This window comes from Enterocloster lavalensis (assembly GCF_046603895.1).
GTDB classification, from domain to species: Bacteria; Bacillota; Clostridia; order Lachnospirales; family Lachnospiraceae; genus Enterocloster; species Enterocloster lavalensis.
Genome location: NZ_CP176637.1, coordinates 2,837,610 through 2,852,354 on the forward strand (window position 1 = coordinate 2,837,610; position 14,745 = coordinate 2,852,354).

Genomic DNA, 14,745 nt, shown 5'->3' on the forward strand with positions numbered 1-14,745 from the left:
GTTTCCCGGCTTCGGAAAATCCGGGCAATCTTCTATTTAGTATAGCATAAGTTGATTTTTATGTATACTGAAATCTTATGGCAGAAGGACCTGAAAAAAATCCCACCCCGCACCCGCGAAAAACCCCTGCGGAGCCATACTCCACAGGGGTTTCCCGTACCGCGCGGACAGCCGCGTGTTATTTGAATTTTTTCTTGTTCTCCGCAAATTCCCGCTTCACTTCCTCCATCAGTCCCGGAGTTCCGATCAGGTCCCAGCAGGCCCCGGCGATGGATTTCGCGCCGTAGAGCACGCAGTCTCTGGCCGCCTGGCTCTTGCCCGCGTCCAGGAATTCCTGTGAGTGGGAGGCCGTGCCCTCGGGCACGAAGGCCACGCGGATACAGGAGCCGGGAATCTCGTACATCACATTGCCGAAGTCCGTGGAACCGGTGCGCTCTCTTGGCGGCGACAGGCGGGGAGCGCCTGCCAGCTCTGCGTTCTCCATGAGCAGCTGGTTCAGCTTCAGCACCGGAATCTTGTTGTAGAAATCGCTCTTGGGATGAATCTCATACTCCACACCCGCGATCAGCGCAGCGCCCTTGACGATGTCGTAGAAGCGCTCCACCACCAGCTCCAGGTTGGTGCGGCTGAAGGAGCGGAGGGAGAATTTTCCCACCGCCCGGGCGGGCACGATGTTGGCCGGGCCGGGCAGTTCGGTCATGGTGTAATGCATCCGGGTGTCGTCCGGCACGTGCTCCCGCAGAAACTCGATGCCGTTGAAGGCGATCAGCAGCCCGTCCAGGGCGCTTTTCCCCTTCTCGGGAGCCAGGGCCGCGTGAGCGCCCTTTCCGTGGAACACCACCTCAAAGGACCGGTCGGCCAGGCACTTCACATCCGTACAGGTGGTGGGGGAGCCGTGCATCATAAAGGCCGCGTCCAGCTCCAGGAAGCATCCTTTTTTTACCATATCGCACTTGGCGCCCAAAGTCTCCTCCGCAGGCGTGCCGTAAACCGTCAGCTTAAAGGGCGTTTCCCCTGCCAGCTCCTTTAAGGCCACAGCGGCTCCCAGGCAGGCGGGGCCCTGCATATGATGGCCGCAGGCGTGTCCCATACCCTTTAAGGCGTCGTACTCGCACAGAATTCCGATGGACGGACCGCCGGTTCCATTCTCATAAACCGCCCGGAACGCGGTCTCATACCCGGCGATCCCGCGCTCCACCTGGAATCCGTTCTGTTCCAGATAGCCGGTCAACAGGTCCGCGGCCTGATACTCTTTTCCCTCATACTCGGGGTGGTCGAAGATGAAATCGGCCATCTCCCAGAGTCTTTCCTTCTGTGCCTCTATTTTCTGAAATAATACTTCTTTCATGAATACCTCCGTCAATCGATCTGGTTACATCGGTCCGAAATGCATGGCCTGGGCGATTCCGATCATCACGCAGGAAGTCAGCGCCCAGATCAGGAATAATTTCCACATGAACTTCATCCAGCGGTCATAGGGAATATTTACCGCGCTGATAATTCCCATCAGGGCCGTGGAGTGGGGCAGAATGTAGTTACAGAAGCCGTCGCCGAAGTTGAAGGCCAGCACGCTGGTCTGACGGGTCACGCCCAACAGGTCGGACAGCGGGACCATAATGGGCATCACGGCCGCGGCCTGTCCGCTGCCGGACACCACCACGAAGTTGATCAGCGTGTTGGCAATGTACATGGCGGGAGCCATCAGGAACGAGGGCGTGTGGCTCAGCACGGAGGCCAGGCCGTAAACCACGGTGTCCACGATCTTGCCCGCGGACATCACGTTGGCGATGGTGGTCGCCAGTCCGATAATCAGGGCCGCCGTAATCATTTTCTTGCAGCCGTCCACAAAGATTCTGGACATGGAGGACGGGGTTTCGCCGGAAAGGAAGCCCACCACTACGGCCAGCCCGATGAAGGTAGCCGCCAGCTCTTCCATATCCCAGTCAAATTTTACGGAGCCAATCACCATGCCCACCAGAGCTGCGACCAGGGAGAGGATGATCAGCGTCTTGCGCAGGTTCATCGAGCCGAAGGAGTCGATGTCCAGCTCCTTCTGTTCATTCTGGCTGTCGAACTCATACATGGGGCTTTTGTTCGGATCCTTGTGGATCTTCAGGGCATAACGCACCAGATAGATATTGGTAATGATCAGGAATACCACAAAACAGACGGCCCGGTACTGGATTCCGGAGAATGTGGGAAGCTCCGCGATCTCCTGGGCCACAACCGTGGTGCTGGGGTTTAACATACCGGTCGAGAAGCCAACGGCTCCGCCCAGCAGGATAATGGCCGCGCCCGTGATGGAGTCCAGCCCCATGGCCAGCGTGATCATCACGACCACCGGAGCGAAGGCGATAAACTGGTTCACGCCCTGGGTGGTACAGATCAGCGCAAAGATCGTGGTCATGATGGGGATAAAGATGTACAACCGGTTCTGGAACACCTTTGCCACTCTCGCCACCGCGGAGTGAAGGGCCCCGGACTTGCTGATCATGTCAAAAGCGCCGCCTGAGAACAGGATCACCAGCATCAGGGAAATGCGGCTACAGATCGCCTTTACAATGTACAGCGGAATCAGGAGCGGATTCACGGGCGTACGCTCGATGAATGAGAACTGCGAGGGATCAATGACCTTGATTCCCGCTTCGTTTTCCACTCTCGCGTACTGCCCCGCCGGGATAATCCAGGTCATCAGAGTGGCAAACAGGATGATGGAAATGATGATGACAAATGTGTGCGGCATTTTAAACGCCTTTTTCTTCTTTTCTGCCATATACGAATTCCTCCTTTGAATCATATTACTATCAATGTAACGTTTTTTGAGGAATAAGTACATTTTAATTTATTTATTTTTTATATAAGTTTTACTTTTACTTAATATTTATATGTGGTAATTCACTACCGCTGATACTCCCTGCCGCGTTCCAGCAGCATATCGATCATCCGCTGCATATACCCCATCACCGGCATATCTTTGCGGTAAGCCAGCACAAAATCCGTCTTTCCCTCGCGGCTGTCGATGCCGTAGTAGTTCACGCTCTTGGCGTATTTCATATGGCGCGCGTAGCCCTCCCGGTTAAAGCCGATGCCCAGGCCCTCCGCCACCAGCTGCATGGCTGTCTCGATGTTGGAGATCACGCGGACCTTCCGGGGCTTGACCCCCTTTTCCGCCAGAAAACGGTCCGCGTCCTGGCGGATGCTCTGCTCAGGCTTTGCCAGGATCAGGTTTTCCCCGTTTAAATGGGTCAGATCCAGATACCGGTACGGGTCCCCCGGCACGTACCGGGCTTTTTCATTTACCGGATGGCGCTGGGGCACCGCCACCAGAAGCTGTTCCTTGAACATCAGATGGCTTTTCATGTCCGGCCGCACGTCCGACGCGTTGCACAAAAGCAGATCGATCTGGAAATTTTTTACTTTTTGGTCCAGCACACCCTGAATCCCCTCGTACAGAATCACATCCACATTGGAGAATTCCTGCTCATAGGCCGCCACCACGGGCGGCAGCAGCCAGGTTGCGCGCCTGGTCTGAACCCCGATGCGGATGCGCCCGGTATAGTTGCCGGTAATATCCTTGAGTTCCTCTTCAAACTCCTCCTCAAGGCGCAGCATGGCCCTGGCCTTCTCCACATAGCGCTCCCCCGCATAGGTCAGGATAAACCGTTTCCCAACCCGCTCGAACAGCTTCACGTTCAGGCTCTTTTCCAGATTGTTGATGTAAATACTCAGCGCAGGCTGCGATATGTACAGCTCCTTCGCCGCCCTGGTAATACTCCCGCATTCCGCAAGCACGCATACATACTGCTGTTCCTTCATATTCATACAGTTCCGCCGTCCTTTCACCTGATTCTATCGGGACATGATCCCTTGCCGGCAGCCGGAGGCTGCCGATAAGAGGTACGTTTCCTTCATTATAGCACAACAGATGTATTTGGAAAACTTATAATCTTGCGAACTTATCATAAATTTATCAAAATAATCATAAGGGAACATCTTCCTGTTTTTTCCATTTATCCGCAACTGAAAATCTTCGTGATTTCCCCCGTAACCTTGCGTTTACAAGCGCCCGCCAAAATGGTATGATGAGGGAATAAAAAGGCCCGCCAGACCAGCTGCGGCCCCACGGGAAAGGATGATTTTTAATAATGAAGAAACCGGAATTTACCATGCAGCATATTGGAATTAACTGCAAAGATCGTGATGAAGCGGTACAGACCGTCACCCTGTTCTCCCAGATATTCGACATGGAATTAAACACAGCAAAAAAGGGCTCGCCGTTTGCGGGTACCTGCGTGGAGGCAATGGCTGGCAACGGCCCGGGCACCCATGGCCACATCGCATTCTACACGCCGGACATGGACTCTGCAATCGCTTATCTGGAAGAAAAAGGAGTTGCCGTAAACCACGCCTCCGCCAAACGCAGGGAGGACGGATCGATCTACGTGATCTATCTGCAGGATGAAATTGCAGGTTTTGCAATCCAGCTGATTAACAAGTAGCTCGTCCGATTACATTTGGGGGACCAGAACACTCATGATCAAAGAACTATCCTACGTCATCGCCATCGCCGAAAAAGGCAACGTTTCCAAAGCCGCCGAGTCCCTGTTCATCTCCCAGCCCTCCCTGAGCCGCTACATTAAGGACCTGGAGAACCGGCTGGGCGTGCAGCTCTTCCAGCGCATCAACAACCGGCTGATCCTGACCCACGCGGGCGAAAAATACGTGGAGACGGCCAAAAAGATTACGGAAATGTACACGGACCTGGAGAAGGATTTATCCGGCATCAACGAAGAGCTGTCCGGCCGCCTGCGGGTGGGCTGCGCGGTGCTGAGAATGTCCTACAACATGCCCTCGATCCTCAAGTCCTTTATCACCAAATACCCCAACGTGGACTTACAACTCTACGAGAACTATACCACCAAGGGGCTGGAATACATGCTGTTAAACGGCGAGATCGACCTGGCCATCATCAACCAGCGGGGTCTTCCCCGCCTGAGCTACATCCCCTTTTTCGAGGAGGAGTTGCTGATCGCGGTTCCGGCAGCCCAGACCCTGGCCGCCAAGGGCGTGCCCAAAGAGGGCTGCAAGTACCCCTGGATCGACATCCGCCTGCTCCACAACCAGCCCTACATCGGGCTCAACGGCGAGCAGTCCATCGCCATCAAAACCCGTGAAATTTTCAGCCAATACCGCGTCACCCCAGCCACGGTATTAAAGGTCAAAAGCGTGGAGTCTGCTTTCCGCCTGGCGGAAGCCGGCCTTGGCTGCGCCATCGTGCCCGAGACCGTGGTGCGCATCCCCAGCGTCCCGGTGCCTCCGAAAATCTTCTCCTTCGGCGATCCCATAACGAAGTGGAACCTGGCCATCGCCTACCGGGAGGGGACGGTGTTCTCCAATACCGCGGTGGAGTTTATTAATCTGGTTAAGAATATTCATTCGTCGTTGCGGGAAGGATGAGAAAGTGTGCAATTCAAGACGATCAGATATAAACCGGTCATTTCGGAGAGACGAATTCTCACAATCATACATCACAAAGAAAAAACATCCCTGTTTGGAAACTCAAGGCTATAAAACCTCGGTTCCAGCAGGGATGTTCTTAATTCAGGAGAAAGGGATTATTAAACCGCTGCAATCCAGTCTCATCGTATATGACTTAAAATCCCATCCACCCAGTAGCTGTAGCCCAAACCAGGCTGACCACAATCGGAATCAAGTAAACTGTAAACAGCGGTGTGATAAATTTCATCCATTTTTTAAAGCTCACCTGAGCCAGTGCAAGTGCGCCCATGAATGCCGCGCTGGTGGGATTCATCAGGTTTGTAAAGCTGTCGCCGTACTGGTAGGCCAGAATCGCGGTCTGCCGAGTGATTCCCAACACGTCTGACAACGGTGCCATGATCGGCATCACCACGTTCGCCTGAGCGGAACCGGAGGGAATGGGAATGTTAATCAGACAGTTCGCTACAAACATTCCAATAGCTGCCATGGCCTTGGGTAGGGCGCGCAGGGGCAGGGAGATGTAATATACCACTGTATCGATGATCAGGCCATTGGTGAGGATTGCAGAAATCATGGAAGCCAGAATAATCATGAGCACCGTGCTGACCATGGTCTGTCCGCCCTTTACAAAGGTCTTGTAACCCTCATCCAGGGACTTTCCCGCCACAATATTCCCAAACACAGCCGCCACAAAGAGGATGCCCGCCATCTCCGACGGACCATATTTCCACAACTTTGTGCCAATGGCAAAATATACGATACCAGCTACAAATACCAACAGAATCAAACCGTGCTTCCAGGTAAATTTCTGTCCCGCATAGGCGCTGTTGGCCTCCACGCTCAGGGAGTCGATGCTCTGCCCGCCCATCACGCTTTTAGACGGATCTTTCCGAATGCGTACACAGTACCAGGTCATAAATGCAGCCAGAATCAGCACGAAGATCACGGTCATCACCAATCTCACACCAAAGCCGGAAAACTGCGGAATTCCAGCCAGAGACTGGGCTGTGGCGGTAGTGGAAACGTTGATAGGCGATGCCATGAAGCCGATCCAGGGCCCCAGGTAGGCCAGTCCCACGGCCACAGCGTTGTCCAGCTTCAGCTTCTGAGCGATCACGATACAAATGGGGACCAGGGTGATGGCTGTGCTGATAAACACGGTAGCCGATCCACAGACTCCCAGCAGGCAGCAGAGAATGGGGATAATGGCAATGGTCTTATCGCCGTAGCGTTTGATGATGGCATCCAGCCCCAGATCCATCGCGCCGGTCTCCGTGATCATACGCAGAGAGCCTCCCACCACTAGCATGGACAGAATCAGGCTTCCGCTGGCTTTTAAGGCGCTGGTTCCCATGGTAAGAATCTCCTGAAAAATATTAACGTGAATCTTCTGTACAATATGGAAGGAATCGGGGTCCACCACATTGTCCACCCGCTCAAACTGCCCGGACGGAATAAAAAATGAGAGAATCCAGAACACCACAATAATCCAGGTTATAAGGACGAACGGATTTAATTCTTTCGACTTCTTTTCTTTTGCATGTTTTGCCGGCATATCGGACCTCCTACTCGCATTCGTTCAATTTAAGGGCAATTTGTAAAGTTGTAAAAGCGCCATACGGCAGAGCAGCTTCATCCACATCGAATTTGGGGTTGTGGGCCGCCTCCCCGGAGCCGTACTCCCGATTGCGGACGCCGATCAGAACGTGAAGCCCCTGTCCATGATACGCTCGGATATAATTGGTAAATCCTTCGGACCCGGTCTTGGGCTCGGTCTCCACCACCGCGTTAGTCCCCAGAGCCTCCCGGACAGCCTGACAGGCCAGATCTGCCAAATGGGGATCATTGACCAGGGGATAGCTTAAATATTCAAATGTCCGCTCTACCTTGCAGCGGTGGGCGGCAGCGATCGCATTCACAATCTCTTTCATGCGCCCGTATGCAAACTCGCCCAGTTCCCGGTCAAAGAACCGCATGGTTCCGCCAAAAGAAGCCTGTGAGGGAATAGCATTACGCGCAGTCCCCGATTCCATGTGGCCGATGGTCAGAGCCATGGGAGACAACGGCGGAATATCGCGAGTCAAAATCTGATTTAAACTGGTAATAATCTCCGCTGTGCAGAGAATCGGATCGACTCCCCGGTGGGGTGCGGCTCCGTGGGTTCCTACGCCATATATCGTGTATTCAAAGGCGCCTACTCCGGCCATTCGGGGACCGGGGACTATGGATACGGTTCCCGTGTCAATCCCCTCCTCCACGTGGCAGGCATAGACGCGGTCTATTTCATAGTGCTCCAGGTACGGCAGCATCAGCCAGCAGCCCTTGCCATTTTCTTCCGCAGGCTCAAAGCAAATGATGAACTGGCCAGAGAACTGATCCCGAATGGCGGTCAATTCCTTCATCACAGCCAGCATCATGGCTGTGTGGGCGTCATGACCGCACAAATGACCCACTCCCGACACCTTGGAGCAACTGTTCTTCGGTCCCACCAGGTTGTTGGCGTCCTCCTGAATGGGAAGAGCGTCGATATCCGCTCTCAAAAGTACATTCCTGCCCGTCCCTGGCTTTGTTCCCTGAACCACAGCAATCACTCCGTAATCCCCGGCCATCTCGTAGGGCAGGCCGCAGGCCTCCACCTCCGACACAATAAACCGGCTTGTCTCCTTTTCCTCCATGCTCAACTCCGGCGATTCGTGGAAGCGCCTTCTGACCGTTACCAAATAATCCTGGTACTTGTCTTTAAAATGTTGAAATGTCATATTGTCCCCCTTTTCTGCGCTGCATTTTTATTCCGGGAACCGCTGTGCAGCGCGCTCAGGCCCCCTCTCTCCGGTCCCTCCTTCCTCCGACGGCTCTGCGGCGCGGGAGGTGTGATCCGAAGTATTTTCCTCGTTATCAGTGTAAGGGGTATAGTCACTATACGTGCAACTTGTTAAAATCAACAAAGATCAGGTGCGGGATTTATGCACAATCCTCATAGGCAATTCCGGCCGCCAGGATTTGCCTCTTGAATTTTCGTGGCTTTTCCGATAAGATTTTATAATAAGAAACAGGGGGCTGGATGTGGATATGGAATTTACAATCGGAAAAATGGCAGAGCTGCACGGCATTTCCAGGCAGACACTGATCTACTATGACAAAATCGGACTGTTCCGGCCCACAAGGGTGGATGACAGCGGAGCGCGCTACTATGACAGCTCCCAGCTGCCTTTTCTGCGGGAAATCTGTTTTCTGAAAGAACAAAATGTGCCGCTTAAGGAGATCCGCAAAAACATGGAATCGAGAAACCGTGATTCCGCCATGCTTTTGCTCAAAAGCCAGATTGAGGAGATACAGGTCCAGCAAGCTGCGTTAGAGCGGACCCGTCAGGCGCTGCTCAGCCGGCTCTCCTTCTACCAGAAAGCGGACTGTGACCTCCTGCAGGGCGATTCCCTGCTGGTAGAACACCTGGAGAAGCGCAGGGCTGTGTTCGTAAAATGGCCTCAGGAGGACATGACCGTGGACCTGCTGCATATGTGCTATGTCCGTGGCTGGGAAAAGCTGCGTCAGGCGGGCCTGAACATGGACAAGGGCTTCGGCGCCGTCATGCGTCGCTCCTCTCTGGAGGCGGAACAGCCTCTTAATCGTGCGGGCAGCTTGTTCTTCATTCCTGAAAACGCGCCGCCGGTGGATGGTGAAATCGTGATTCCCGAAGGGGATTACCTCTGTATGTTCCGCTGCGGCATGCCATACAAGCTGAATCCGGTATACGAGTTCTGGAGCCTCATTGCGCGAAGGCAGATCAAGACGTCCGGGGATCTCATCAGCGTCTGCCTCCTGGACACCACCTTTCACAGTGAGCACATGAAGGAGGATCTATGCCAGCTTCAGATTATGCTGGCATAAGAATTGTGTGGTGAATCTCCCAGAATATAGTTTTTTGTACAAAATGACCTATTGAACCTATAGCCGCTATACGTCTTATACTTACAGCCATGGAGCATCTCTCCACGGCTGTTTTTAATGCCGCAAACCGGATTTTCATTCGGAGCGCATGCGCTTAACAGCCGCGAGGACTGCCCATCCCCAAATGGAACTGGAAAGGAGCTGCAAATGCAATATAACTTCGATGAGATCATATCCAGAAAAAACACTTCGTCCCTCCGATGGGACACGGTATGGCAGAAATATGGGGAACCGGACCTTATTCCTCTCACCACGGCGGACATGGATTTTAGGACTGCACCTGCGGTAATCCATGCATTAAGAGAAGCGGTGGACCGAGGAATTTTCGGTTATCCAGTACCTATGGATGGCTACTTTAAGGCGGTCATGGAGCGTATGGAACGGTTTCGGGGCTGGCATGTGGAACGGGACTGGATCTGCCGCAGCTCCGGGATTGTAAATGGGGTTGCCTATATCATCCAGGGGCTGACAAAACCCGGGGACAGAATCGTACTTCCCTCCCCAATGTACCACCCCTTTGCCCACCTGATCGCAGACAACGGCAGGGAGCTCTCCCGCATCTCCATGATTCTGCAGGACGGCCGCTATGAGCTTGATTTTCAGGATTTGGAGAAAAAACTGGCGGACAGCCGGGCAAGTCTTCTGATCTTTTGCAGCCCACATAATCCGTCCGGGCGCGTCTTCACCCGAAGCGAGTTGGAACAGGTGATCCGACTCTGCCACCGCCATCAAGTACTGCTGCTCTGCGACGAGATTCACAGCGATTTCTGCTTTTCCGGCTATCCCTTCGTGAGCGCAGGACAAGCGGCGCGGGAGATGGGCGCAGAATACGAACAGAATCTGATCGTCTGCACCTCTGCCAGCAAAAGTTTTAACATCGCCGGGCTGCAAAACTCCGATATCCTGATCCCCAACCCTTCAAACCGCGCTGCCTACAATAGAGTTTTGACCAGCCAGCACCTGATGAGCTGCAATTACCTGGGCATCCTCGCCACCGAAGCAGCCTATCGGGGCGGTCAGGAATGGCTTGAGGCCGTGACCGCATACCTGGAAGAGAATCGGAATTATCTGTGTGATTATATTTCCAAAAATTGTAATCCCATTGACGCCATCGTTCCACAAGCTACTTATATGGCATGGCTGGATTGCCGCGCCCTGTCCATGACAGAAAGAGAGCTGGAACAGTTCTTTATCCACCAGGCTCGGGTAGGGGTGAACATGGGCGGAACCTTCGGGCCGGAAGGAGAGGGCTTTGTCCGTCTGAATTTCGCCTGCCCCCGCTCGCTTCTCGCCAAAGCACTGAAGCGCATCGCCTCGGCCCTTCACACATGCGCCGATAAGTAGGGAGGAAAACCAGTTATGCGTTACGCAATCATTGGATTTGGATGCGCCGGATACCACTGCGCCGGCCAAATCCGTAAAATGGACCCCCAGGGCTCCGTAACCGTTTTCAGCGACCACAGCGGCAGCCCCTATAACCCGATGCTCACCACTTATTACATTGCAGGGCTACTGCCCCGCGAGGGAATGCTGCCCTTCGGAACACTGGATGAGGCAGCCGCAAGGCTGCAGCTGGAGATTTATAGCGACTGCCGGGTAACCCGCGTCCACGGAAAAACCAGGGAGATCCAGCTGGAGGACGGCAGGCGCATGAAATTCGACCGCATTCTCATCGCCACCGGTGCCAGAGCCTGGGCACCTCCCATTCCTGGGTTGAATCCCGGCGAAGCCTTTTCTATGAGAACCATGGCCGACGCCGACCGGCTCCGCCTGGCCCTCGACAACCGTCCTATCCGGCAAGCGGTAGTAGTCGGTGCATCCATGGCAGGCATCAAGGTGGCAGAGCTTCTCAACAACCGCGGCATCTCAGTCACTCTGGCCGACCTGGCCCCGGGTATCTTTCCCTTAGCCGCCTGCGGCGAAGTGGCCGGAGAGATCGAACGCCGGGTAAAGCAAACCGGCGTCAGCCTGGCCTTTGGCTGTACCATCGAATCCGTTTCCCATGAAGGCGAAAATCTGATCTGTTCCATGACGGACGGACGGGCTGTCCACGCCCAGCTTGTGGTACTCTGCATTGGAACCAGGGCAAACACCGGTCTGGCCGACCCCGGCGAAATCCTGATCAACCGGGGAATTGTGGTAAATGAACGCATGGAAACCAGCTGTCCGGGTATCTACGCGGCGGGGGACTGCTGCGAAGGGACGGATCTGCTGGCTGGTAACACAAAAATCATTGGCTTGTGGGCCAACGCCGGCTATCAGGGCGGTACCGCCGGGCTCAATATGGCCGGCGGTACGGGCTGCTTTAAGGGCAATATTCCCCACAATATTACCCATTTTATGGGAATGGACTTTATCGGCCTGGGGAACAGCAGGCAGCAGGGACGGATTTTGACCTGCGGTAGCCTGGAAAAAGGTCTTTACATCCGGGCGGTATTGACCAACGGACGGTTAACCGGCGTGAATATTCTGGACAACTACCGGATCAGCGGCGCAGTGAAGAATTATTTCTACCGGCAACTGGCTTCCTCCCCCTCCGAACGGCCTGTAATCTCACGCATCCAGCGCGGTATTCTGGTCAGGGAAGGCCTCCGCCCGTCGTTTCTGCGTCAGCTGGAAGGAGAACTTGTATGAAAGAATTGGATCAGCGCATCCGCGCAAAAATTCCCGGAGAAGATACGGGAATCGAAATCCACCACACGCTCTGCGATATCTGCACCCCGCAGATGCACTGCGGACTGGACGTGTATGTGAAGGATGGCATTGTGTTAAAGGTGGAAGGTTCCCCGGAGCACCCGGTCAACCGCGGTTTTCTGTGCACCAAAGGAGCCGCCAACCGCCAGTATCTCTACCGGAAGGACCGGATTCTCACCCCTCTGCGCAGAGTAGGCCCCCGCGGGGCGGGTAAATTTGAGCCAATCTCCTGGGAGGAGGCGATCCGCACGGTATGCAGCCGTCTCAGCAACGCCAAAGAACAGTTCGGAGCTGACAGCGTAGCCTTTTTCTCCGGCTATGGAAAATGGTACCGGCCCATGTACCGCCGTTTTGCCCATGTATTTGGAAGCCGGAACTACGGGACAGAATCCAGCTGCTGCTTCACCTCGGGCTTGATGGCCTGGCAGGTATCCACAGGCATGCATGTGAACGCCGACATGGTCCACAGCGGCCTATTCCTGGGTTGGGGCACCAACGGCTACTACTCACGCTACCGGCTGCCCGACGCCATTGAGCAGCAACGCAAGCGTGGTATGAAGGTGATCATCGTAGATCCTCGCATCACCCCCGCTTCCCTGCGTTTGGCAGATCTCCACCTGCGCCCCCGTCCAGGTACAGACGGAGCGCTGGCCCTGTCTATCGCCCACGTGTTGATTCACAACGGTTGGGTGGACCACGAATATATCCGCCGCTATGTCTATGGTTATGAAGCCTACTGCCACTATGTGGACTACTTCACCCCAGAGGCCGGTGAGAAATTGACGGGCGTGCCGGCCGCTCAGATTCGGGAGGCCGCCCGAATGATCCACGAGAGCGATTCTATGAGCATCTGCGAGAGCTCCGCCCCCATCGGCCATCATCAAAACGGCTTCCAAAATTACCGTGCTATCATGGCCTTGTTAGCCATCACCGGAAATTACGACCGGATTGGCGGGCAGCTTCCCGCAACCCACACCTACATGGAGCTATCCTGCGGATTTGAGACCGGAGAGGACGAGTTCATGAATGGCCGTTTTCCGGGAGGCAGGAAAAAAGCCGTAGGTGGCGACCGCTTTCCCCTATGGTACGAACTACGCCGCGAAATGCAGTCCAACGACCTGGCAAACCGGATTTTGGACCAGAGGGGCGACCGCATTCGAGCTGTGTTCGCCCTGGGCATGAACCTTCGGATGTTCGCTGGAGACGGCCGTATGGTTCGGGCCTTGAAGGAGCTTGACTTTTTTGTGGATGTGGATCTGTTTATGACGGACACCGCCAAGTACGCCGACATTGTACTCCCAGCCTGCACTTCCCTAGAACGCGGGGAATTCAAGTGCTATCCCGGCGGATACGCCTGGTATACCAAACCTGCAGTTTCACCCCTCGGCCAGGCGAAATCCGATGCGGACATTCTAACGCTTTTGGCCCGGGAGATGAATCTGGATGACGATCTGCTGAAACAGGGCTATCGGGAATGTATCCGCCACATCATTCGCGACCTCCCTGTCACAGTGGAAGAGCTGGAGTCCAGTACCCTGCCCGTGGCTCTGCCGGGCCTTTCACCTTACCGGCCGGGAACCATGCTGGAGCAGGGTCTGCCCACCCTAAGCGGTAAATTTGAGCTGGACTCCCTGCTCATCTCCCTGCACCCGGAGTGGGGTCTGGACAGTCTTCCTACCTATACCGCCCCCATAAACCCAGATCCGGCGGCCTGGCCCATGATCCTGTGCACCGGTACCAGAATCCCCAATGCATTGCACTCCCGGCTCCACGACCAGCCCTGGGAGCGCAGTCTGCGCCCCCGGCCACAGGCGGAAATCAGCCTGGAAGACGCCTGTACGCTGGGTGTGGAGAGCGGGGACGTTTTGGAAATCTCCACTCCGTTCGGTTCCATTCATCTGGAAGCCGCTCCCACGGGAACGGTGCGTCAGGGCGAAGTGTATGTATTTCACGGCTACCGGGAAGCAGATGTCAACCGCATCCTGGATCCAGACAATCTGGACCCGTACAGCGGCTTTCCCGCGTTCAGAAGCGCATACTGCCGGATCAGGAGGTGTGAGGCATATGAAAATTGACCTGGATATCAGCCGCTGCTGCGCCTGCGGGGCCTGCGCGATAGCGTGCATGGATCAAAACGACATTGACGTGGAACACGGCCTGCGCCCATTCCGATCCGTATTTCGGGACGATTGGAGCACGAGCCCAGACAAACTTCCCGCCTACTTCTCCATCGCATGCATGCACTGCCCGGATGCCCCCTGCGTCCTGGCCTGCCCGGCAGGCTGCATCAAAAAAGATGAGTCCAGCGGACTTACCCTGTACGACAATACACACTGTATCGGCTGTCACAGCTGCTCCATGGCCTGTCCCTTCGGCGCTCCGGCCTTTGGCCCCGATGGAAGAATGCAAAAATGCGACGGCTGTGCTGAACGGCTTAGAGCCGGCTTGGAACCGGCCTGTGTCCGCGCCTGCGCCTTCGGCGCCCTGAAGGTGGTTCGTTGCCCCTCAGAGGAGCTGCCCGCGGACCGCTCTCTCTGCGCGCTGTGTGAGGAACTGGCAAAATTGCAGAGATAACGGAACCCGAACTATATTTCAAAGGAGACATAA

Annotated in this window: 12 protein-coding genes; 7 read left to right on the plus strand and 5 right to left on the minus strand. The window is 55.0% G+C overall.

The window, feature by feature from the left end; all coding sequences use genetic code 11:
* Positions 1 to 178: 178 nt before the first annotated feature.
* The 3 genes from ACK2JC_RS12590 to ACK2JC_RS12600 all read right to left on the minus strand — a co-directional run bounded on the left by ACK2JC_RS12590 (position 179) and on the right by ACK2JC_RS12600 (position 3,822).
* Complete coding sequence (locus ACK2JC_RS12590; RefSeq protein ID WP_118755731.1) at positions 179 to 1,348, minus strand: M20 family metallopeptidase; 1,170 nt, start codon at positions 1,346 to 1,348, stop codon at positions 179 to 181.
* Positions 1,349 to 1,372: 24 nt separating this feature from the next.
* Positions 1,373 to 2,773 (minus strand): YfcC family protein, encoded by a 1,401-nt coding sequence (locus ACK2JC_RS12595; protein WP_320937326.1) that lies wholly within the window; start codon positions 2,771 to 2,773, stop codon positions 1,373 to 1,375.
* A 125-nt stretch (positions 2,774 to 2,898) separates the two neighbouring features.
* Positions 2,899 to 3,822, minus strand: a complete 924-nt coding sequence (locus ACK2JC_RS12600; RefSeq protein WP_320937327.1) for a LysR family transcriptional regulator — start codon at positions 3,820 to 3,822, stop codon at positions 2,899 to 2,901.
* Positions 3,823 to 4,145: 323 nt separating this feature from the next.
* Between ACK2JC_RS12600 and ACK2JC_RS12605 the strand changes: the two genes are divergently transcribed.
* Positions 4,146 to 4,499: a VOC family protein gene (locus tag ACK2JC_RS12605; RefSeq protein ID WP_320937328.1), complete on the plus strand. Its 354-nt coding sequence runs from the start codon at positions 4,146 to 4,148 to the stop codon at positions 4,497 to 4,499.
* 34 nt (positions 4,500 to 4,533) lie between these two features.
* Complete coding sequence (locus ACK2JC_RS12610) at positions 4,534 to 5,457, plus strand: LysR family transcriptional regulator (RefSeq protein ID WP_320937329.1); 924 nt, start codon at positions 4,534 to 4,536, stop codon at positions 5,455 to 5,457.
* A 196-nt stretch (positions 5,458 to 5,653) separates the two neighbouring features.
* On the opposite strand, the gene ACK2JC_RS12615 is transcribed toward ACK2JC_RS12610, so the two are convergent.
* Positions 5,654 to 7,054, minus strand: coding sequence for a YfcC family protein (locus ACK2JC_RS12615; RefSeq protein ID WP_320937330.1), 1,401 nt, complete (start codon positions 7,052 to 7,054; stop codon positions 5,654 to 5,656).
* Positions 7,055 to 7,064: 10 nt separating this feature from the next.
* Positions 7,065 to 8,258, minus strand: coding sequence for an amidohydrolase (locus tag ACK2JC_RS12620; protein ID WP_320937331.1), 1,194 nt, complete (start codon positions 8,256 to 8,258; stop codon positions 7,065 to 7,067).
* Positions 8,259 to 8,568: 310 nt separating this feature from the next.
* Here ACK2JC_RS12620 and ACK2JC_RS12625 point away from each other — a divergent pair, with 310 nt between their 5' ends.
* From ACK2JC_RS12625 to ACK2JC_RS12645, 5 genes are all read left to right on the plus strand, one after another.
* On the plus strand, positions 8,569 to 9,384 hold the full coding sequence (locus tag ACK2JC_RS12625) for a MerR family transcriptional regulator (protein ID WP_320937332.1): 816 nt from the start codon (positions 8,569 to 8,571) through the stop codon (positions 9,382 to 9,384).
* A 207-nt stretch (positions 9,385 to 9,591) separates the two neighbouring features.
* Positions 9,592 to 10,788 carry a MalY/PatB family protein gene (locus ACK2JC_RS12630; RefSeq protein ID WP_368280934.1) on the plus strand — a complete coding sequence of 399 codons (1,197 nt, stop codon included), beginning with the start codon at positions 9,592 to 9,594 and terminating at the stop codon, positions 10,786 to 10,788.
* A gap of 15 nt (positions 10,789 to 10,803) precedes the next feature.
* A complete protein-coding gene (locus ACK2JC_RS12635) occupies positions 10,804 to 12,078 on the plus strand; it encodes an NAD(P)/FAD-dependent oxidoreductase (RefSeq protein WP_320937334.1) in 1,275 nt (424 codons plus the stop codon).
* Positions 12,075 to 14,213 carry a molybdopterin-dependent oxidoreductase gene (locus ACK2JC_RS12640; RefSeq protein ID WP_320937335.1) on the plus strand — a complete coding sequence of 713 codons (2,139 nt, stop codon included), beginning with the start codon at positions 12,075 to 12,077 and terminating at the stop codon, positions 14,211 to 14,213. Before ACK2JC_RS12635 ends, ACK2JC_RS12640 begins: the two co-directional genes overlap by 4 nt.
* A complete protein-coding gene (locus ACK2JC_RS12645) occupies positions 14,203 to 14,712 on the plus strand; it encodes a 4Fe-4S dicluster domain-containing protein (RefSeq protein ID WP_320937336.1) in 510 nt (169 codons plus the stop codon). The genes ACK2JC_RS12640 and ACK2JC_RS12645 overlap by 11 nt, the downstream gene beginning before the upstream one ends.
* Positions 14,713 to 14,745: the final 33 nt, after the last annotated feature.

Bases quoted from the DNA above. Each gene is read 5' to 3' on its own strand.
- ACK2JC_RS12610 (WP_320937329.1), top strand. From the start codon at position 4,534: ATGATCAAAGAACTATCCTACGTCATCGCCATCGCCGAAAAAGGCAAC.
- ACK2JC_RS12635 (WP_320937334.1), top strand. From the start codon at position 10,804: ATGCGTTACGCAATCATTGGATTTGGATGCGCCGGATACCACTGCGCC.
- ACK2JC_RS12625 (WP_320937332.1), top strand. From the start codon at position 8,569: ATGGAATTTACAATCGGAAAAATGGCAGAGCTGCACGGCATTTCCAGG.
- ACK2JC_RS12620 (WP_320937331.1), bottom strand. From the start codon at position 8,258: ATGACATTTCAACATTTTAAAGACAAGTACCAGGATTATTTGGTAACG.
- ACK2JC_RS12615 (WP_320937330.1), bottom strand. From the start codon at position 7,054: ATGCCGGCAAAACATGCAAAAGAAAAGAAGTCGAAAGAATTAAATCCG.
- ACK2JC_RS12590 (WP_118755731.1), bottom strand. From the start codon at position 1,348: ATGAAAGAAGTATTATTTCAGAAAATAGAGGCACAGAAGGAAAGACTC.
- ACK2JC_RS12605 (WP_320937328.1), top strand. From the start codon at position 4,146: ATGAAGAAACCGGAATTTACCATGCAGCATATTGGAATTAACTGCAAA.
- ACK2JC_RS12645 (WP_320937336.1), top strand. From the start codon at position 14,203: ATGAAAATTGACCTGGATATCAGCCGCTGCTGCGCCTGCGGGGCCTGC.
- ACK2JC_RS12600 (WP_320937327.1), bottom strand. From the start codon at position 3,822: ATGAATATGAAGGAACAGCAGTATGTATGCGTGCTTGCGGAATGCGGG.
- ACK2JC_RS12640 (WP_320937335.1), top strand. From the start codon at position 12,075: ATGAAAGAATTGGATCAGCGCATCCGCGCAAAAATTCCCGGAGAAGAT.
- ACK2JC_RS12630 (WP_368280934.1), top strand. From the start codon at position 9,592: ATGCAATATAACTTCGATGAGATCATATCCAGAAAAAACACTTCGTCC.
- ACK2JC_RS12595 (WP_320937326.1), bottom strand. From the start codon at position 2,773: ATGGCAGAAAAGAAGAAAAAGGCGTTTAAAATGCCGCACACATTTGTC.